Origin of the sequence: Luteimonas kalidii (assembly GCF_029887935.1) — a bacterium.
Classification (GTDB): Bacteria; Pseudomonadota; Gammaproteobacteria; order Xanthomonadales; family Xanthomonadaceae; genus Luteimonas; species Luteimonas kalidii.
Genome location: NZ_JARXRO010000020.1, coordinates 880,741 through 900,641, shown reverse-complemented (window position 1 = coordinate 900,641; position 19,901 = coordinate 880,741). Strand labels below are relative to the sequence as shown.

Genomic DNA, 19,901 nt, shown 5'->3' with positions numbered 1-19,901 from the left:
GCGCTTCAACCGGCGGATTGCGCGTGCGACAGCAGGCGTTCGACCAGCTGCAGGTACAGCTCCGGCAGCGCTTCGAGGTCGGCCACGCGCACGTGCTCGTCGACCTGGTGGATGCTGGCGTTGACCGGCCCGATCTCGATGCACTGCGCGCCCAGCGGCGCGATGAAGCGCGCGTCCGAGGTGCCGCCTCCCGTGCTTTCCTCGGGCGCGGCACCGGCGAACCTCGACAGCACCTCGCGGGCCGCCGCGCGCAGCGGCCCTTCCGGGGTGTAGAACGGTTCGCCGCTCCGGTGCCAGGCGATGGTGTAGTCGAGGCCATGGCGATCCAGCAGCGCCCCGACCTCGGCCTCGAGCGCGGGCGCATCCCAGTGCGGCGTGTAGCGCAGGTTGAACTGCACGGTCGCCGTGCCCGGGATGACGTTGGTCGCGCCGGTGCCCGCGGCGATGTTGCTCACCTGCAGGCTGGTCGGCGGGAAGGATTCGAAGCCCGCGTCCCAGCGCCGCGCGACCAGCTCCGCCAGCGCAGGCGCAAGGTCGTGGATCGGATTGCGCGCCTTGTCTGGATACGCGACGTGGCCCTGCACGCCGCGCACCGTCAGCGTGGCCGACAGGCTGCCGCGGCGGCCGACGCGCAGCAGGTCGCCGAGCGTCCGCGTCGACGAGGGTTCGCCGGTGATGCACCAGTCGACGCGCGTGCCGCGCTCGGCGAAGGTCGCCGCGACGCGGCGGACGCCGTCGATCGCATCGCCCTCCTCGTCGGAGGTGAGCAGCAGCGCGAGCGTGCCGGCGTGGCCGGGATGCGCGGCGACGAAGCGCTCGGCCGCGATCACGAACGCCGCGACACCACTCTTCATGTCGGCGGCGCCGCGTCCGTAGAGCACGCCGTCGCGGATTTCCGACGCGAACGGATCCGACGTCCAGGCCCTGACCGGACCGCTCGGCACGACATCGGTGTGGCCGAGCAGCACCAGCACCGGCGCGCCCTGCCCGTGCGTGGCCCAGAGGTTGTCGACCTGGCCGAAGCGCATCGGCTCGACCGCGAACCCGGCCGCTTCGAGGCGCGCGGCGAGCAGCGCCTGGCAGCCGGCGTCGTCGGGCGTGACCGACTCGCGCGAGATCAGTTCACGGGTGAGATCGAGGACGTCGGACACGGGGACAGACACTCCGGGCAGCGGAACGGATCGGAACCTTAAGCGCGGCCGCCGCGACGCGCCGGGCGCTGATCCACATCATCGCGCGCACACGTGCGCACGCCAAACGGTCAGGCGATCCCGAACCGCTTCTTGAACCCGTTGTCGCTGAACCCCTGCGTCACCACGCCGTCCGCCGTCACCACCACCGGACGCCGGATCAGCTGCGGGTATTCGCGCAGCAGCAGCTTCCATTCCGCGTCGCTGGCCGCGGCCTTGCGGTTGTCCGGCAGCTGGCGCCAGGTGGTCGACGACTTGTTGGCCATCGCCGGGAAGCCCCCGAGCTGTCCGGCCCACTCGACCAGGGTCTCAGGCGTCGGCTTGTCGTCGCGGTAGTCGACGAAGGCGTAGGGGATGCCGAAGCGGTCCAGCCACTTGGTCGCCTTGCGGCAGGTGTCGCAGTTCTTCAGTCCGTACAGGGTGGTCATGTCGCGTGCCGTCCTCGAAGGCGGGGTCAGTCGGCCAGGCCGCGCAGCAGGTCGTTGACGCTGGTCTTGCCGCGGGTCTTCTCGTCGACCTGCTTGACGATCACCGCGCAGTACAGCGAGTGCGAGCCGTCCTTCGCCGGCAGCTGGCCGGACACCACCACGCTGCCCGGCGGCACGTAGCCGTAGCTGACCTCGCCGGTGGCACGATCGTAGATGCGGGTGGACTGGCCGAGGAACACGCCCATGCCGATCACGCTGTGGTGGCCGACCACCACGCCTTCCACCACTTCCGAGCGCGCGCCGATGAAGCAGTGGTCCTCGATGATCGTCGGGCTGGCCTGCAATGGTTCGAGCACGCCGCCGATGCCGGCGCCGCCGGACAGGTGCACGTGGCGGCCGATCTGCGCGCAGGAGCCGACCGTGGCCCAGGTGTCGACCATCGTGCCTTCGCCCACGTAGGCGCCGATGTTGACGAAGCTCGGCATCAGCACCACGTCGCGGCCGAAATAGGTGCCGCGCCGGGCGACGGCGCCCGGCACCACCCGCACGCCCATGGCCTTGAATCGCGCGGCGTCGAACCCGGCGAAGCGCGCCTCCACCTTGTCCCAGAACGGGGCCGGCTGTGCGTCGACCACGGCCATGTCGTTGACCCGGAAGTACAGCAGCACCGCCTTCTTCAGCCACGCGTTGACCCGCCAGCCGCCGGAATGCGGTTCGGCCACGCGCAACTCGCCGCGTTCGAGCCCGGCCATCGCCTGCTCCACCGCCGGCCCGACGACATCGCCGACTTCCTCGGCCGACAGCGCCGCGCGCCGCTCCCACGCGTCCTCGATGGTGCGCTGTACGTCCGTTGCCCCTGCCGCTGCGGTCATGCCGTGTGGTCTCCGTCGATGCCTTGGTGGAGTGCGTCGCTCAGGGCGGCGCACTGGGATGGATCGAGCGCCTGGTCCTGGCGGTCGCTGATCAGGAATACGTCCTCGGCGCGCGCGCCGAAGGTGGCGATGCGGGCATCGTGGACGCGCACGCGCTGTTCGCGCAGGACCAGCGCGATGTCCGCCAGCAGGCCCGGCCGGTCGGTGCATACCAGGCTCATCACCGTGCGGCGGCCGTCGGTACCGGCATCGAAATCGACCTGCGGCGCCACCCGGAAGTGGCGCAGGTGGCGCGGCTGCGCGCGCCGCGCAGGGCGCACGTCGAGCGAACCGGCCAGCACCGTCGCCAGCTTGCGCTCGATCGCCACCAGGTCCGGCGCCTGGCGCTGGTCGACCGAGAGCACTTCGAACGTGTCGAAGATCGTGTGCGCGGGCCCGTCGAGCGCGCGCGCCTGCTGGATCGCCAGCCCAAGCCGGTCGAGGGTGATCACGATCGCCGCGAACAGGCCGTCGCGGTCGGGCGCGTGCACGAAGACCTCCAGCGCCTCTCCCGCGCCCGCCACCCGGCGGACCCGCACGGCGGTGCCGCCAACGGGCACCTCGCGCAGCGACAGCGCCTGCCACACCACCTGGTCGGCGCGCGCGCGCAGGAACCCGATGTCGGGCATGCGCGCGAACAGCTCGCCGATCCCGTCCACCCCTTCGGCCACCAGCAGGCCGGTCACCTTGTCGCGGGTCTCGGCGATGCGCTCGGCGGCGCCGATGCGGTGCTCCAGCCCGCGCCGCAGGGCGTAGCGGGTGGCGATGCGCAGGTCGGCCAGCAGCCGGTCCTTCCACGCGTTCCACAGCTGCGGCGAGGTGCCGGCGATGTCGGCGCAGGTGAGCAGGTACAGGTAGTCCAGCCGCTCGCGGTCGGCCACCTCGACCGCGAAGCGGTGGATCACCGCCGGGTCGGAGATGTCCTGCTTCTGCGCCGTGGTCGACATCAGCAGGTGCTTGAGCACCAGCCACTCGACCAGCGCGGTGTCGGTCTCGCCGTAGCCGTGCGCCTGGCAGAACGCGCGTGCGTCGACCGCGCCGAGCTCGGAGTGGTCGCCGCCGCGGCCCTTGGCGATGTCGTGGAACAGGCCGGCGATCAGCAGCAGCTCGGGCTTGCGCAGCAGCGGCCAGACCTCGTGCGCCATCGAGAAGCGCTCGTCCGGGATGCCGGTGGAGAACGAAGCCAGGTTGCGCAGCACCGCCAGCGTGTGCTGGTCCACGGTGTAGACGTGGAACAGGTCGAACTGCATACGACCGGACACCTGGGCGAATGCCGGGATCCAGCGTCCGAGCACGCCCAGCCGCGCCATGCGCTCGAGCGAGCGCACCGGTCCCGGGCCCCGCAGCAGTGCGACGAAGTCCTCGCGCAGTTCCGGCGAGGCGGCATCGTAGGCCGGCAGCGCGTGCAGCGATTCGGCCAGCGCGCGCGCGGTGCGCGAATGAAGTCCCTTCGCGCCGGGGTGGTCGGCCCACAGGGCGAACAGCCAGAACACGCGCGCCATGTCGCCGCCGGGCCAGAATTCGTCGCGCGCCACGAGGTAGCCGCGCTTCATCGCGAACTCCGCGTCCAGCGGCACCGGCTCGACGTCGCCCTCGATCTGCTCCTCGAAGCGCTGCAGCAGCCGCTCGCCGATGCGCTGCACGATCGCGGCGCTGCGGTAGAAGGCCTGCATCATCCGCTCGATCGCGGCGTTGTCGGCGTCGTCGATGTGCTGCAGGCGCGCGGCGAGCGCCTTCTGGTAGTCGAAGCGCAGGCGCTCCTCGCGCTTGCCCGCGACCAGGTGCAGGCCGTAGCGCAGCCGCGCCAGCACGCGCCACTCGCGCTCGAGCGCGGAATACTCGTCCAGGCCCAGGTGCCCGAGCGGGATCAGCGATTCGATGTCGCGGGTGCCGAACACCCGGCGCGCCATCCAGCGCAGGGTGTGGATGTCGCGCAACCCGCCCGGGCCTTCCTTGATGTTGGGTTCGAGGTTGTCGGCGGTGTCGCCGAAACGGGCGTGGCGCTGGCGCAGTTCCTCGCGCTTGGCGTCGAAGAACTCACGCGCCGGCCAGACCCGGTCCACCGAGACCGCCGCTTCCAGGCGCATCGCCATCTCGGGCGTCGCCACCAGCGGCCGCGCCTCGATCAGCGAGGTCATCACGGTGATGTCGTCCGCCGCGGCGCGGGTGCATTCGTCCAGCGTGCGCACCGCATGCCCGACCGGCAGGCCGAAGTCCCACAGCAGCGCGAACAGGCGCGACAGCGCGGCCGTGTCCGCCTCACCGGCGCGCTCGCCCACCACCACCAGCAGGTCCACGTCCGAGCGCGGGAACAGCTCGCCGCGGCCGTAGCCGCCGATCGCGAACAGGGTCAGGTCGGCATCGGACGGGATCGTCCGCGACCAGGCCTGGCGCACCAGCCCGTCGACGGCGATCACGCGCGCCATCAGCAGGCGCTCGATGTCGCCGTCGGCGTCGAAGCGCTGGGCGAAGCCGGCATCCTGGGCGCGCAGGCTCTCGGCCGCCACCGCGGCCCAGGCCGCGTCCTCGCCGCCGCGCGCGGCCGGATCGCCGCCCTGGTCGGAAGCCGCCGCCACGGTCAGAGGTCGTTGTCGTCGCCGGGCAGGCGGGTCAGGATCTCGACCCCGTCCGGGGTCACCAGCACCGTGTGTTCCCACTGCGCGGAGAGCTTGCGGTCCTTGGTCACCACGGTCCAGCCGTCGGGCAGCAGGCGGGTGTGGCGCGAACCCTCGTTGATCATCGGCTCGATGGTGAACGTCATTCCCGGCTGGAACACCACGCCTTCGCCCGGCCTGCCGTAGTGCAGCACCTGCGGGTCCTCGTGGTACACCGCGCCGATGCCGTGGCCGCAGTACTCGCGCACCACGCTGAAGCGCTGGCCCTCGGCGAATTCCTGGATCGCGTGGCCGACGTCGCCCAGGGTGGCGCCGGGGCGCACGGCGCGGATGCCGCGGAACATCGCCTCGCGGGTCGCCTCCACCAGGCGCCGGGCCATCACCGAGGGCGTGCCGACGTAGTACATGCGGCTGGTGTCGCCGTGCCAGCCGTCCTTGATCACGGTGACGTCGATATTGATGATGTCGCCATCCCTGAGCACCTTGGCTTCGCTCGGGATGCCGTGGCAGATGACGTTGTTGGCCGAGATGCAGGTCGTCTTCGGGTAGCCCTTGTAGCCCAGGTTGGCAGGGGTGGCCTTCTGCACGTTGACGATGTGGTCGTGGCAGATGCGGTCCAGTTCGTCGGTGTTCACGCCCGGACGGACGTGCTCGGCCACGACCTGCAGGACCTCGGCCGCCAGCCGGCCGGCCACGCGCATCTTCTCGACCTGCTCGGGGGTCTTGAGGGAAATGGTCATCGCGGCATTATCGCCGACCGCGGCCGCCCGTGCCCGCGCCGGGCCGGCGGCGGGCGCGCCCGTTCCCTCATCGGGCCCGCATCGGGACACGGTCCGGGACGCCGATCCCCCGCAGGCGCCCTCCTCCGGTTTGCCACGGCGGCCTGCGTGCCGCTATCATTCCGCGGCTGTGTCCGGCGCACCCGTGCCGGCCAGTGGCCCACGCCGGGCTTCGCGTCCACCGACGCAGGCGAATACACACCCGCTGCAAGCACCCGTGCCGGGGTGTCCGGACGGTCCGACAGGACCGGAACGGATCTGGCCACGGAGGCAGCGGGGAGGCCCAACCCCGGAACCCGGCGCCTGCCCGTGCAGGCGCACCGCCCATCCAATGCAGCGGCGGCGGGTTCCCCGTCAGGAGTTCACCCAATGCCCCAGATCACCATGCGCCAGATGCTGGAAGCCGGCGTCCACTTCGGCCACCAGACGCGCTACTGGAACCCGAAGATGGCCCCGTACATCTTCGGCGCCCGCGGCAAGATCCACATCATCAACCTCGAGAAGACGGTTCCGCTGTTCAACGACGCGATGAACTTCATCTCGGGCATCGCCCAGAAGCGCGGCATCATCCTGTTCGTCGGCACCAAGCGCAGCGCGCGCGATTCGATCAAGGAAGAGGCCGAGCGCTGCGGCATGCCGTACATGACCCAGCGCTGGCTGGGCGGCACGCTGACCAACTTCCGCACCGTGAAGCAGTCCGTCTCGCGCCTGAAGGAACTGGAAGCGGCCGAGACGGACGGCACCTTCGAGAAGCTGGTCAAGCACGAAGTGCTGGGCCTGCGCCGCGAGCGCGACAAGCTCGAGGCCTCGCTGGGCGGCCTGAAGGACCTCAACCGCCTGCCCGACGCGCTGTTCGTGATCGACATCGGCCACGAGGACATCGCGGTCAAGGAAGCCAAGAAGCTCGGCATCCCGGTGGTCGCGGTGGTCGACACCAACTACGATCCGGCCCTGGTCGACTACGCCATCCCCGGTAACGACGACGCCATCCGCGCAGTGCAGCTGTACGCCCGCGCCGCCGCCGACGCCGTGCTCGAGGGCAAGGCCGCCGCGCCGAACGCCGCCAACGTGCGCGAGGACGAGTTCGCCGAGGGCGAAGGCAAGCCCGGGCGTCGCGCGCCGGCGAAGAAGGCCGCGAACGCGACCACCGATGCGCCGGCCGCCGGCACCGAGGGCGGCGAAGCGCCCAAGGCCGACGAGGCCCAGGCCGCCGGGTAATCCCGCGGCAACGCAACCGCGCCATCGTGTGGCGCGGTTGCGAACAAGGCTGTTGGCCCCATCTCAGCCGTCCAGACTCCCGCGGCGGGCCCCGGCCCGCCCGTCATCTTTTCGAATCCGAGGTCCCCGATGGAAATCACCGCATCCCTGGTCAAGGAACTGCGCGAGCGTACCGGCGCCGGCATGATGGAGTGCAAGAAGGCGCTCACCGAGAGCAACGGCGATATCGACGCCGCGGCCGAGTCGCTGCGCAAGTCCGGCCTGGCCAAGGCCGACAAGAAGGCCAGCCGCGTCGCCGCCGAAGGCCGCATCGCCGCCGCCCAGGACGCCGGCAAGGCGGTGCTGGTGGAGATCAACTCCGAGACCGACTTCGTGGCCAAGGACGAGAACTTCGTCGCCTTCACCGAGGCCGTCGCCCAGGCCGCGCTGGCCGCGTCCGACGTCGAGGCGCTCAAGGCCACGCCGCTGCCGTCGGGCGGGACCGTCGAGGAAGCGCGCGCGGCCGTGATCGCCAAGGTCGGCGAGAACGTGCAGGTGCGCCGCCTGGCGCGCATCGACAGCGGCAACAACGTCGCGGCCTATGTGCACGGCGGCAAGATCGGCGTGCTGGTCGAGCTCAAGGGCGGCGACGCCGACCTGGCGCGCGGCCTGGCCATGCATGTGGCGGCGATGAACCCGCCTCACAACAAGCAGGGTGACGTGCCGGCCGACTTCATCGCCAAGGAAAAGGAAATCGAGCTGGCGAAGATGTCCGACAAGGACCGCAGCAAGCCGGCCGAGATCCTGGAGAAGATCATCGGCGGCAAGATCGCCAAGATCGTCAACGAGGTCAGCCTGTACGGCCAGCCTTACGTGCTCGACACCGACAAGTCGGTCGAAGCCGTGCTCAAGGCCGCCGGCGCCGAGGTGATCGGCTTCCAGCGCCTGGCCGTGGGCGAAGGCATCGAGAAGGTGGTCGAGGACTACGCCGCCGAGGTGATGAAGCAGGCCGGCCTGGCCTGACGTCCGGCAACACTGGAGTCCTGGAAGAAGCCGCGCGCAAGCGCGGCTTTTTTCATGGGGCGCCGCCGCGGCTACAGTACGGGGGCGTCCGGCCGTTAACGTCGGCGCCCACCGCCCCGCCCGCGGGTCGGTCGGCCCCGTCCGCCCTGGAGTCCGCGTTCGATGCAATCCGAGCTGGCAGCCCTGCTCGACCGCTGCCCCGACCTGCCCACCCCACCGGGGGTGGCGCTGCGGGTGATCGCGCTCGCCCAGGATCCGAAGGCGGACCTGAACGCGACCGCGGACGCGATCGGCCTCGATCCCGCACTCGCGGCGCGGATCCTGCGGATCGCCAATTCGCCACTGTTCGCCAGCGCCACCCGGCGGCCGCCGGAGACGGTGTCGCGGGCGCTGGCGCTGCTCGGGCTCAACGCGGCCCTGACCCTGGCGCTCGGTTTTTCCCTGGCGACGACGATGCGCGGTGGCGGCCAGGTGGCGGCGGCACGTGAACAGTACTGGCGCCGCAGCGTGCTGGCGGCCATGGCCTCCCGCCTGCTGGGGGAGTACGCCGGGCTGGACCGGCCCGAAGAACTCATGCTCGCCGGGCTGCTCCAGGACATCGGCGCGCTGGCGCTGATGCAGGTGCTGCCGGAGCGCTACGCCCTGCTCGACCCGGGTCCGCCGGGACTCGCGCCGCTGGCGCGCGAGCGCGCCCTGTTCGGTGGCGACCATGCCGGGGTCGGCGCCTGGCTGGCCGCGCGCTGGAACCTGCCCGCATGGCTGCAGGACACCATCGCGCGCCACGAGACCGGCCCCTTCGACGACGACGCCGCGCTCGCCTGCGTCGGCGGATCGGGCCTGGTGGCCGACCTGTGGATGCAGGCCGGCACCCCCGAACAGTTGCGGGCCCTCGCGGCCGAACTCGAGCACCGGACCGGGCTGGAGGGCGTCCAGATCGCAGGCCTGCTTCAGCGCCTGTCCGCGTCCGCACCCGAACTCGCCACCCTGTTCGATGTCCGGCTGGACGATCCGGGCGACGTGCGTGCCCTGCATGGTCGGGTGCAGGAACTGATGGTGGTGCGCAACCTGATCGAGATCCGCAACGGCGCCGTCGCGCGACGCGAACTCGAGGCGCTCAAGGCCAGGACCCAGGACCTGACCGAGCAGGCCCGGCGCGACCCGCTCACCGGCGCCTACAACCGGCTGCAGCTGGAGGAGGTGCTGGAGCGCGAGTTCCAGGACGCCCTGCAGCACGGCCGGCCGCTGTCGATCGCCTTCCTCGACCTGGACGACTTCAAGCGCATCAACGACCGCCATGGCCATCTCGTCGGCGACCAGGTGCTGCAGGAGTTCACCCGCTGCCTGGCCGGGCATCTGCGCCAGAGCGACCTGCTGGCCCGCTACGGCGGAGAGGAATTCCTGATCGTGCTCGGCAACTGCGACGCGGCCGCGGCCCGCAACACGCTCGAGCGCATCCTGGCCGAGATCTCGCGCACGCCGATGGCGCTGGTCGACGGGGCGCCGCTGTACATCACCTTCTCGGCCGGGCTGGCCAGCCAGGGCGACGGCGACCGGTTCGCCAGCGCGCAGGACCTGCTCAAGGCGGCGGACGACGCGCTCTACGGTGCCAAGCGCGACGGCCGCAACCAGGTCGCCGCGCCGGAGGGTTGACGCGCCGATCGCGCTCCGGCGGCGAACCGGCGCACGGGCCGATGGGCTAGAATCCCCGCGCTCCCCAGCCCCGAGGTCCGGATGTCCCAGCTTGCCTATCGCCGCGTCCTGCTCAAGCTTTCGGGCGAGGCGCTGATGGGTGGGGAGGACTACGGCATCGACCCCAAGGTCATCGGGCGCCTGGCGCGCGAGATCATCGAGGCGCAGCAGGCCGGCGCCGAGGTCGGCGTGGTCATCGGCGGCGGCAACATCTTCCGCGGCGCGGGGCTGGCGGCCGCCGGCATGGACCGCGTGACCGGCGACCAGATGGGCATGCTGGCCACCGTGATCAACGCGCTGGCGATGCAGGATGCGCTGGAGAAGCTCGGCGCCAAGGTCCGCGTCATGAGCGCGATCAAGATCAACGACGTGTGCGAGGACTACATCCGCAGGCGCGCCATCCGGCATCTGGAGAAGGGCCGGATCGGGATCTTCGCCGCCGGCACCGGCAACCCGTTCTTCACCACCGACTCGGGCGCCGCGCTGCGCGCGATCGAGATCGGTGCCGACCTGCTGCTCAAGGCCACCAAGGTCGACGGCGTGTACGACCGCGACCCGAAGAAGCATCCCGACGCGGTGCGCTACGACACCCTGACCTACGACGAGGTGATCTCGCGCGACCTGCAGGTGATGGACACGGCGGCGTTCGCCCTGTGCCGCGACAGCGACCTGCCGCTGCGGATCTTCGACATGTCCCAGCTCGGCGTCCTGCTGCGCATCCTCGGGGGCGAGTCGATCGGCACACTCGTGCGAGGCCGGGGCTGAGGTCCACGGCCCCTGCAGGCGCGGCGCCCACGCCTGCGACACGGTCCGCCCCGCCGCCCGTTGCCGGGCCGCCTTGGGTCGCACATCCGTGATCCGCACCCGCACGAGGCCGCGCCGCGCCCCTGCCGGCACGCGCCGACCGCAGGCCCGGTTGCCACACCGCCTATAATCCCGCAGTTCAACCCAGCACAACGACCGGAGCCGGCGATGCTCAACGAGATCAAGAAGGACGCCCAGACCCGCATGGCCAAGAGCGTCGACGCGCTGCGCCACACCCTGGTGAAGGTGCGCACCGGCCGCGCCTCGACCGCGCTGGTCGAGCACCTCAAGGTGAGCTACTACGGCTCGGACATGCCGCTGAGCCAGGTGGCCAGCGTCGCCGTCAGCGACGCGCGCTCGCTCACGATCACGCCGTGGGAGAAGCAGATGGTCGGCGCGGTGGAGAAGGCGATCCTGGCCTCGGACCTCGGCCTGACCCCGAACACCGCCGGCACCACGATCCGCCTCAACCTGCCCGCCCTGACCGAGGAGCGCCGCAAGGAGCTGAGCAAGGTGGTGCACAGCGAGGGCGAGGACGCGAAGGTCGCGATCCGCAACGTCCGCCGCGACGCGATCCAGCAGGTCAAGGAACTGCTCAAGGAGAAGCAGATCTCCGAGGACGACGAGCGCCGCACCGAGGACGAGATCCAGAAGATCACCGACAAGGCGATCAAGGATGTCGACGAGGTGGTCAAGGCCAAGGAACAGGAACTGATGGCGGTCTGATGATCGCCGCGAGCCGGGAGGGGTCCGCGACGACCGCCAGCCAAGCCATGCCCTCGACGCCTGCCCCGGATGCGCGCGACTCCGCCCTGCCCGCACGGCAGGAGGAGGCGCCCGGCGTGCCGCGGCACGTGGCGATCATCATGGACGGAAACGGCCGCTGGGCCGCGCGCCGCCGCCGTCCGCGCGCGATCGGCCACCGCGCCGGCGCGCGCGCGGTCAACGTGTGCATCGACTTCTGCCTCGAACAGGGCGTCCGCGCGCTCACCCTGTTCGCGTTCTCCAGCGAGAACTGGGGCCGGCCGGAAGAGGAAGTCGGGGCGCTGATGAAGCTGTTCCTGGCCGCGCTGGACCGCGAGGTCGAGGAACTGCACCGGCGCGGGGTCGAGGTGCGATTCATCGGCGATCGCACGCGTTTCCCCGCCGACATCCGCGCCCGCATGCAGGCGGCCGAGATGCTGACCCGCGGCAACGCGCGGCTGACCCTCGCGATCGCCGCCAGCTACGGCGGACGCCAGGACATCGCCGCCGCCGCGCGCGCGCTGGCCGAGGACGTCGCCGCCGGCCGCCTGCGCCCCGAGCAGATCGACGAGGCCGCCGTCGGTGCGCGGATGGCGCTGGCCGACCTGCCGCCGCCCGACCTGTTCATCCGCACCGGCGGCGACTTCCGGATCAGCAACTTCCTGCTCTGGCAGCTGGCCTATACCGAACTCTGGTTCACCGAGACGTTGTGGCCCGACCTCGATGCGGCCACGCTGCACGAGGCGATCCGCGCGTTCGCCGGCCGCGAGCGGCGCTTCGGGCTGACCGGGGAGCAGGTCTCCGGGACCGTCCCGCCTTCCCAACGGAGTGCCACCCCTTGACCCGCACCCGCGTCCTCGCCGCCCTGCTGATGGCTCCACTGGCGATCGCCGGCGTGCTGCTGCTGCCGACGCCCTGGCTGGTCGCGCTGTCGGCGATCGCGTTCCTCGCGGCGCTGTGGGAATGGTTCCGCCTGTCGGAGATCGACGACACCCTGCAGCGCACCCTGCTGCTGCTGGCCAACCTGCTGCTGATGGCGGCGCTGGTGTGGGCCTCGCCCACCGACAGCGGCGGCTCGCTGGTGCTGTTCAAGCTGGTGAGCATGATCGGCGTGGCGTGGTGGCTGGTGGCCATGCTGTGGCTGCGCCGCTACCACTTCGCCTCCGACCACGACACCCATGCGCGCGTGTTCAAGCTCGCCGCCGGCACCCTGGCCGTGGTCCCCGCCTGGTGCGCACTGGCGGTGCTGCACGCCGGCGACCCGGCACCGACCGGCCTGCGGCTGGTGCCGCAGGGCCACGTCTGGCTGCTGACCGCGCTGATGATCGTCTGGGCCACCGATACCGGCGCCTATTTCGCCGGCCGCAAGTTCGGCGGCCGCTGGTTCGACCGGCGCATGGCGCCGCGGATCAGCCCGAACAAGACCTTCGAGGGGCTCGCCGGCGGGATGTTGCTGGCCGTGGCGGTGGCCCTGGCGATGGCGCCACTGGCCGGCGCGGAAGCGTCACAACTGCCGCTGGTGGCGCTGGCGGCGGTGGCCACGGTGCTGTTCTCGGTGGTCGGCGACCTGTTCGAGAGCCTGCTCAAGCGTCACGTCGGCGCCAAGGATTCGGGCACCCTGATCCCCGGCCACGGCGGCGTGCTGGACCGGGTGGACAGCGTGCTGGCCGCGCTGCCGACCTTCGCGGTGGCGAAGATCTGGCTCGGCTTCTAGCCATGACCGCCGTCCGTTCCCGTCGCGCCGCCGCCTCGCCAACAGGCGCGCATGACCCGTGCAGGCGCCGGGCGGGCGGACGCGTGTCGACTGCGTCCCCCGGAACGGCCCCGGCGTCACGGGGCGCGGCGTGATGCAGTCGATCGCGGTCCTGGGTGCGACCGGTTCGATCGGGAGTTCGGCCCTGGACGTCATCGCACGGCATCCCGGCACGATGCGCGCCAGTGTGCTGGCGGCGGGCAGCAACGTCGCCGCGCTGGTGGCGCTGTGCATCCGCCATCGTCCCTCGCATGCGGTGATCGGCGAGGAAGGCGCCCTGGCGGCCCTGCGCGCGGGACTGCACGACGCCGGGCTCGACACCCGTGCCCACGCGGGCGCGGACGCGTTGTCCGCGCTGGTCGCCAGCGACGCCTGCGACACCGTGGTCGCCGCGATCGTGGGCGCCGCGGGCCTCGACTCGACGCTGGCCGCCGCACGCGCCGGCAAGCGCCTGCTGCTGGCGAACAAGGAATCGCTGGTGCTGGCCGGCGAACTGTTGACCGATGCCGCACGCGCGGCCGGCGCGACCATCGTGCCGATCGACAGCGAGCACAACGCGATCTTCCAGTGCCTGCACGGGCGCGAGGCCGGCGCCGACGTGCGCCGCGTCACCCTGACCGCATCGGGCGGCCCGTTCCGCGGGCGCGCCCGCGAGGCCCTGGCCACGGTCACCCCGGCCGAGGCGGTCGCCCATCCGAAGTGGTCGATGGGGCCCAAGATCTCGGTCGATTCGGCCACCCTGATGAACAAGGGGCTGGAACTGATCGAGGCCCACCACCTGTTCGGGCTGCCGGACGCGCAGCTCGACGTGCTGGTGCACCCCCAGAGCCTGGTGCACTCGCTGGTGGAGTTCGTCGACGGCTCGGTGCTGGCCCAGCTGGGGCTGCCCGACATGCGCACCGCGCTGGCGGTGGGGCTGGGCTGGCCACGCCGGCTGGCCTCCGGGGTCGGGCCGCTGGACCTGGCCGCCCACGGCCGGCTCGAGTTCGAGCCGCCCGACCTCGACACCTTCCCCTGCCTGGGCCTGGCACGCGGCGCGCTGCGCGCGGGCGGTACCGCGCCGGCCACGCTCAACGCCGCGAACGAAGTCGCGGTTTCAGCCTTTCTTCAGGGCCGCATCGGTTTCCTGTCCATCGCCGCGCTGGTCGAAGAGGCCCTGGCGGCGATCGCGGTCGAACCGGCGGAGTCGCTGGCGGCGCTCTGGGAAGCCGACGCGCGCGCGCGGCGCCATGCCGAACACGCCATTGCCACGGGTGCCATCCGATGAGCCGCCGCCATGACTGAGTTCCTCGGCTCCGCCTGGTGGCTGCTGGTCAGCCTCGGCATCCTGGTCACCATCCACGAATTCGGCCACTTCTGGGTCGCGCGGCGCTGTGGCGTGCGCGTGCTGCGGTTCTCCATCGGCTTCGGGGGCGCGCTGTGGAGACGGGTCGCCAAGGACGGGACCGAGTACCGCATCGCCGCGATCCCGCTCGGCGGCTACGTCAAGATGCTCGACGAGCGCGAGGCCGACGTGCCCGAGGCGGAGGCCGCACAGGCCTTCAACCGGCAGAGCGTCTGGAAGCGGATCGCGATCGTCGCCGCCGGGCCGGCCGCCAACCTGGTGCTGTGCTTCGTGCTGCTGTGGGCGATGTTCGTGATCGGCCGGCCCGACTACGCGCCGGTGCTGGGGCCGGCCTCGGGCATCGCCGCCGACGCCGGGCTGCGCACCGGCGACCGGGTGCTGGCCGTCGACGGACGGCAGACACCCACCTGGATGGAGCTGCAGATGGCGCTGCTGCCCGCCGCGCTGGACCGGGCCGACGTGCCGCTGCGGGTGGCGGGCGCCGACGGTGCCGAACGCGCGCTCGACCTGCGCCTGTCGCAGCTGCCGCAGGACTTCGACCAGCGCCAGGTGATTCGCAGCATCGGCCTGGTGCCGCGGCACTTCACCGTCCCGGCCGACGTGGGTCGGGTGCTGCCCGACGGCGCCGCCTGGGGCACCTTGGCCGAGGGCGACCGGATCACGGCGATCGACGGCCGCCCGGTCGAGCGCTTCGACGATATCGGCCCGCTGCTGCAGGCCCTGGGTGAGCGCGGCGGCGACGCGATGGTCGAGGTCACCCGCGACGGCGAGCGCCTCGCGTTCCCGCTGGAGCCGCGCGAGATCACCGACGATGCCGGCAACCGGCGCTTCGTGCTGGGGATCGAGGCGCCGGGCAGCATCGAACTGCCGCCCAAGGATGCCAAGCAGCAGTACGGGCCGGTGGCCGCGATCCCGGTGGCCGCGCGCGAGCTGGGGCACCTGACCGGGCAGCTCGCGGGCATGATCCAGCGCGCCTTCACCGGCCGCCTGGCGCTGGAGAACACCGTCGCCGGACCGCTGACCATCGCCCGCGCCACCAACGCCTACGCCAGCCAGGGCGTGGCCTGGTACCTGACCATCCTGGCCCTGCTGTCGCTGAGCATCGCGATCCTCAACCTGCTCCCGATCCCGCTCTTGGACGGGGGACACCTGTTGTATTACCTTATCGAGTTGGTCAAAGGCAGTCCGTTAAGCGAACGTGCGATGGCCGCCGGGCAGTATGTCGGCCTGGTGCTGTTGGCTAGCTTGATGGGCCTGGCGTTCTACAACGACATCCTGCAGCTGGTGCGCTGATGCCCCGCCTTCCGACCGCCACTGCGTCAGCAGTGGAGCTCTTCCCCAATCCGGACCGATCGATGACGCGTACTCCTGCCCGCCGCCTGCTCGCACTCGCCCTCGCGACCGCCATCGCGCCCGCCTGGGCCCAGCAGCCGGTGGACCCGCAGGCCGCGTTCGCGGTGCCGCCGCCGGCCCAGGCGCAGGCGCCGCAGCTGGCGCCCGGCGCCGGCAGCTTCACCGTCAGCGACATCCGCGTCGACGGCCTGCAGCGCATCGGCGCCGGCACGGTCTTCACCTACCTGCCGATCGAGCGCGGGGACACGATCAACCAGAGCCGCATTGGCGAAGCGGTGCGCGCGCTGTACCGCACGGGCTTCTTCGAGGACATCCAGATCGGGCGCCAGGGCGACATCCTGGTGGTCACCGTCACCGAACGCCCGGCGATCAACAAGCTCACGTTGACCGGCAACAAGGACATCAAGACCGAGGACCTGAGCGAGGGCCTGAACGACATCGGCCTGTCCGAGGGCGAGACCTTCGACCGGCTGGCGCTCGACCGCGTGACCCAGGAACTCACCCGCCAGTACAACAACCGCGGCAAGTACAACGTCGAGATCGAACCCACCGTCTCGCGGCTGGACCGCAACCGCGTCGACGTCACCATCGCGATCAAGGAAGGCAAGGCGGCCAAGATCCGCCACATCAACCTGATCGGCAACGAGCAGTTCGAGCAGGAAGACCTGACCGACACCTGGGAATCGGGCGAAAGCAACTGGCTCAGCTGGTACCGTCGCGACGACCAGTACTCCAAGGAGAAGCTCTCCGGCGATCTGGAGAAGCTGCACAACTACTATCTGGACCGCGGCTACGTCGATTTCAGCATCGACAGCACCCAGGTCTCGATCAGCCCCGACAAGCGCGACATGTTCATCACCGCCGGCATGACCGAGGGCGAGGTCTACACGATTTCGTCGGTCGAGCTCACCGGCGACACCGTGCTGCCGAAGGAGGACGTCGAGCGCCTGGTGCTGGCGAAGGAAGGCCAGATCTTCTCGCGCGCGATCCTGGAGCTGTCCTCGGATGCGATCACCGCCACGCTCGGCAACATCGGCTACGCGTTCGCGCAGGTCAACACCATTCCCGAGATCGACCGCGACGCGCGTACCGTCGGCATCAAGCTGCAGGTGGTACCCGGGCCGCGCGTGAACGTGCGCCGGATCGTGTTCCGCGGCAACACCCGCACCTCCGACGAGGTGATGCGCCGCGAGATGCGCCAGTTCGAGGGCGCCTGGTACTCGCAGGCCGCCATCGACCGCTCCAAGGTCCGCCTGCAGCGCCTGGGCTATTTCGAATCTGGCAGCGTCAACGTCGAGACCGAACCGGTCCCCGGCAGCAACGACGAGGTCGACGTGGTGTACAGCGTCACCGAGACCACATCGGGCAGCTTCGTGTTCGGCGTCGGCTATTCGCAGCTGGCCGGCCTCACCACGTCCGTGCAGCTGTCGCAGAACAACTTCCTCGGCAGCGGCAACCGGGTGTCGGTCGAGGCGCAGCGCAACGTCTACCTGCAGCGCTACGCGTTCTCGTTCCTCAACCCCTACTTCACCGACGATGGGCTGTCGCTGGGCTACAACCTGTGGTGGCGCGAGTTCGACAATTCCGAGTTCAACACCGCGCAGTATTCCTCCACCAACGCTGCGGGGCAGATGGTGCTCGGCCTGCCGATCACCGAGTCGGACACGATCTCGGCCCTGGTCGGCATCGACCGCAACCAGATCTTCGCGTTCCGCGGCTCGTCGCCGGAATCGATCGTCGACTACATCGACGCCGTCGGCCAGCGGACCTTCCACTCCTGGCGCGGCGAACTGGCCTGGGCGCGCGACTCGCGCAACGACTTCCTGCAGCCCACCCGCGGCACGCTGCAGCGGGTCTCGCTCGAGACCACGCTGCCCGGCTCCACGGTCGAGTATTTCAAGCTGAACTACGAGTTCTCGAAGTACTGGCCGATCAGCCGCGCGCTGGTACTCAACACCCGCTTCGAACTTGGCTACGGCGACAGTTACGGCGACGACGTGTACCGTACGTTCTGCCGCTCGCTGGGCGGCCAGCCGCTGCCGCCGCCTGGTGCGGACGGCGGGGACGCGGGCGACCCGCCCGGGAGCGAGGAGTGCGAGGACGGGACGGTGTTCAACCGCACCCTGGTGGCGACCGGCCTGCCCTTCTTCGAGAATTTCTACGCCGGTGGCGCGCGCTCGGTGCGCGGCTTCCGCGACAACACCCTCGGTCCGCGCGAGGCCGCCTTCAACAGCAGCTTCCTGCAGCCGATCGGCGGATCGCTCAAGACGGTCGGCTCGGTGGAGATGTTCTTCCCGCAGCTGATCAAGTCCCCGGCGGCGCGCGTGTCGGCGTTCGTGGACGTGGGCAACGTGTTCCGCGACGTCGATGCGTTCGAAAGCAGCGAACTGCGTGCCTCGGCCGGCGTCGCGCTGATGTGGCGCGCGCCCGTGGGCCCGATCTCGATCAGCTACGCCTATCCGCTGCGCAGCCAGGACTCGGTGCGCGACAGCAACGGCCGCGTGACCCAGCAGGGCGACGAGCTCGAGCGCCTGCAGTTCACCTTCGGCGGCGCGTTCTAGCCGTTCTCCGGGTCGATGCCGCGCCAGGGTGTCCAGGTCTCCGCGGGTGAACTCGCCGAACGCTTCGGCCTGGTGCTGCGGGGCGATCCTGCGCGGTTGATCGGCGGCGTGGGAACGCTCGCCGGCGCGGGGCCGGACGCGCTCTCGTTCCTCGCCAACCCGAAGTACCGCGGCCAGCTGGCCGCCACGCGTGCCGGCCTGGTGGTGGTGCGCGAGCGCGACGCCGACGCGTACGCCGGTGACGTGTTGGTGGCGCGCGATCCGTACGTCGCCTATGCCCGCATCGCGTCCCTGTTCGAGCCGGCGCCCGGGCAGGCACCCGGGATCCACCCGAGCGCGGTCGTGCACGCGCAGGCGCGGATCGATCCGGGCGCCAGCATCGGGCCGCTTGCAACGGTCGGTGCCGGCAGCCGGATCGACGCGGGCGCCACCGTCGGTCCGGGCTGCGTGATCGGCGAGGACTGCGTCGTGGGCGCCGGCAGCACGCTGGTGGCGCGCGTGACGCTGGTGCGGCGCGTGACGCTGGGGCAGCGCGTGCTGGTGCATCCTGGCGCGGTGCTGGGTGCCGACGGTTTCGGGCTGGCGCTCGATCGCAGCCAGGACGAGCCACACTGGATCAAGGTGCCGCAGCTCGGCGGCGTGCGCGTCGGCGACGACTGCGAGATCGGCGCCAACACCACCATCGACCGCGGCGCGCTCGAGGACACGGTGCTCGAGCACGACGTGCGCCTCGACAACCAGATCCAGATCGCGCACAACGTGCACGTCGGCGCGCATACGGCGATGGCCGGCTGCGTGGCCGTGGCCGGCAGTACCCGCATCGGGCGATACTGCATGATCGGCGGCGCCGCCGGGATCGCCGGGCACCTGGAGATCTGCGACCGCGTGGTGGTCACGGCGATGACGCTGGTGACCCACTCCATCCGCGAGCCCGGGGAGTATTCTTCCGGCACCCCGTTGATGGACAGCCGCAGCTGGCGCCGCAACGCGGTCCGCTTCAAGCAGCTCGATGCGCTGGCCAGGCGCGTGGGAGCTTCGCCCAAGGACACCGAATGACACAGCAGGTCACCCTTCCCATCGACAGCATCGGCATCCGCGCCCTGCTGCCGCACCGCTATCCGTTCCTGCTGGTCGACCGCGTGGTCGAGGCGGAACCCGGGCGGCGCGTGGTCTGCTACAAGAACATCACCGGCAACGAGCCGTTCTTCGAGGGCCACTTCCCCGACCGGCCGGTGATGCCCGGGGTGCTGGTGATCGAGGCGCTGGCGCAGGCAGGCGGAATCCTCACCCAGCTCACCCATGGCGGTGGGCTCGAGGGCCGGCTGTCGTATCTGGTGAAGGTCGACAACGCCAAGTTCTCGCGCATGGTGGTGCCGGGCGACCGGCTCGATCTGGAGGTGGAGATCAAGCGCGAGATCCGCAACATGACGCTCTATTCCGGCCTCGCGCGCGTGGACGGCGAGCAGGTGGCCTGCGCCGAGATCCTGTGCGCCGAGGTGCGCAGCTGAC

17 protein-coding genes are annotated in these 19,901 nt (G+C 70.9%); 12 read left to right on the top strand and 5 right to left on the bottom strand.

The features are described 5' to 3' along the window. Positions 1-5: 5 nt before the first annotated feature. From dapE to map, 5 genes are all read right to left on the bottom strand, one after another. Positions 6-1,151 carry a succinyl-diaminopimelate desuccinylase gene (dapE, locus tag QFW81_RS17620; RefSeq protein ID WP_280580520.1) on the bottom strand — a complete coding sequence of 382 codons (1,146 nt, stop codon included), beginning with the start codon at positions 1,149-1,151 and terminating at the stop codon, positions 6-8. Between the two features lie 110 nt (positions 1,152-1,261). Continuing rightward, a complete protein-coding gene (locus QFW81_RS17615) occupies positions 1,262-1,618 on the bottom strand; it encodes a Spx/MgsR family RNA polymerase-binding regulatory protein (protein ID WP_280580519.1) in 357 nt (118 codons plus the stop codon). A 26-nt stretch (positions 1,619-1,644) separates the two neighbouring features. Next, positions 1,645-2,490, bottom strand: a complete 846-nt coding sequence (gene dapD / locus QFW81_RS17610; RefSeq protein ID WP_280580518.1) for a 2,3,4,5-tetrahydropyridine-2,6-dicarboxylate N-succinyltransferase — start codon at positions 2,488-2,490, stop codon at positions 1,645-1,647. Beyond that, entirely contained in the window at positions 2,487-5,105 is a 2,619-nt protein-coding gene (gene glnD, locus QFW81_RS17605; RefSeq protein WP_280580517.1) for a [protein-PII] uridylyltransferase, read from the bottom strand. Before glnD ends, dapD begins: the two co-directional genes overlap by 4 nt. Before the next feature lie 2 nt (positions 5,106-5,107). Further along, positions 5,108-5,884 (bottom strand): type I methionyl aminopeptidase, encoded by a 777-nt coding sequence (gene map, locus QFW81_RS17600; RefSeq protein WP_280580516.1) that lies wholly within the window; start codon positions 5,882-5,884, stop codon positions 5,108-5,110. 408 nt (positions 5,885-6,292) lie between these two features. Between map and rpsB the strand changes: the two genes are divergently transcribed. From rpsB to fabZ, 12 genes are all read left to right on the top strand, one after another. Continuing rightward, positions 6,293-7,141 carry a 30S ribosomal protein S2 gene (gene rpsB / locus QFW81_RS17595; RefSeq protein WP_280580515.1) on the top strand — a complete coding sequence of 283 codons (849 nt, stop codon included), beginning with the start codon at positions 6,293-6,295 and terminating at the stop codon, positions 7,139-7,141. 129 nt (positions 7,142-7,270) lie between these two features. Then, positions 7,271-8,143 (top strand): translation elongation factor Ts, encoded by an 873-nt coding sequence (tsf, locus tag QFW81_RS17590; protein WP_280580514.1) that lies wholly within the window; start codon positions 7,271-7,273, stop codon positions 8,141-8,143. Positions 8,144-8,305: 162 nt separating this feature from the next. Then, positions 8,306-9,793, top strand: a complete 1,488-nt coding sequence (locus tag QFW81_RS17585) for a sensor domain-containing diguanylate cyclase (RefSeq protein ID WP_280580513.1) — start codon at positions 8,306-8,308, stop codon at positions 9,791-9,793. Positions 9,794-9,874: 81 nt separating this feature from the next. Further along, positions 9,875-10,597 (top strand): UMP kinase, encoded by a 723-nt coding sequence (gene pyrH / locus QFW81_RS17580; RefSeq protein WP_280580512.1) that lies wholly within the window; start codon positions 9,875-9,877, stop codon positions 10,595-10,597. A 207-nt stretch (positions 10,598-10,804) separates the two neighbouring features. Beyond that, positions 10,805-11,362, top strand: coding sequence for a ribosome recycling factor (gene frr, locus QFW81_RS17575; protein ID WP_280580511.1), 558 nt, complete (start codon positions 10,805-10,807; stop codon positions 11,360-11,362). Between the two features lie 47 nt (positions 11,363-11,409). After that, positions 11,410-12,222: a polyprenyl diphosphate synthase gene (gene uppS / locus QFW81_RS17570; protein ID WP_425604066.1), complete on the top strand. Its 813-nt coding sequence runs from the start codon at positions 11,410-11,412 to the stop codon at positions 12,220-12,222. After that, the gene (locus QFW81_RS17565) at positions 12,219-13,094 is read left to right on the top strand and encodes a phosphatidate cytidylyltransferase (protein ID WP_280580510.1); all 876 of its coding nucleotides are present in this window, start codon (positions 12,219-12,221) and stop codon (positions 13,092-13,094) included. Before uppS ends, QFW81_RS17565 begins: the two co-directional genes overlap by 4 nt. A gap of 133 nt (positions 13,095-13,227) precedes the next feature. Continuing rightward, the gene (gene dxr / locus QFW81_RS17560; RefSeq protein ID WP_280580509.1) at positions 13,228-14,400 is read left to right on the top strand and encodes a 1-deoxy-D-xylulose-5-phosphate reductoisomerase; all 1,173 of its coding nucleotides are present in this window, start codon (positions 13,228-13,230) and stop codon (positions 14,398-14,400) included. Positions 14,401-14,409: 9 nt separating this feature from the next. Further along, entirely contained in the window at positions 14,410-15,771 is a 1,362-nt protein-coding gene (gene rseP / locus QFW81_RS17555) for an RIP metalloprotease RseP (RefSeq protein WP_280580508.1), read from the top strand. 62 nt (positions 15,772-15,833) lie between these two features. Next, positions 15,834-18,392, top strand: a complete 2,559-nt coding sequence (bamA, locus tag QFW81_RS17550; protein ID WP_280580507.1) for an outer membrane protein assembly factor BamA — start codon at positions 15,834-15,836, stop codon at positions 18,390-18,392. Between the two features lie 15 nt (positions 18,393-18,407). Then, the gene (lpxD, locus tag QFW81_RS17545) at positions 18,408-19,448 is read left to right on the top strand and encodes a UDP-3-O-(3-hydroxymyristoyl)glucosamine N-acyltransferase (protein ID WP_280580506.1); all 1,041 of its coding nucleotides are present in this window, start codon (positions 18,408-18,410) and stop codon (positions 19,446-19,448) included. Further along, on the top strand, positions 19,445-19,900 hold the full coding sequence (gene fabZ / locus QFW81_RS17540; RefSeq protein ID WP_280580505.1) for a 3-hydroxyacyl-ACP dehydratase FabZ: 456 nt from the start codon (positions 19,445-19,447) through the stop codon (positions 19,898-19,900). Before lpxD ends, fabZ begins: the two co-directional genes overlap by 4 nt. Position 19,901: the final 1 nt, after the last annotated feature.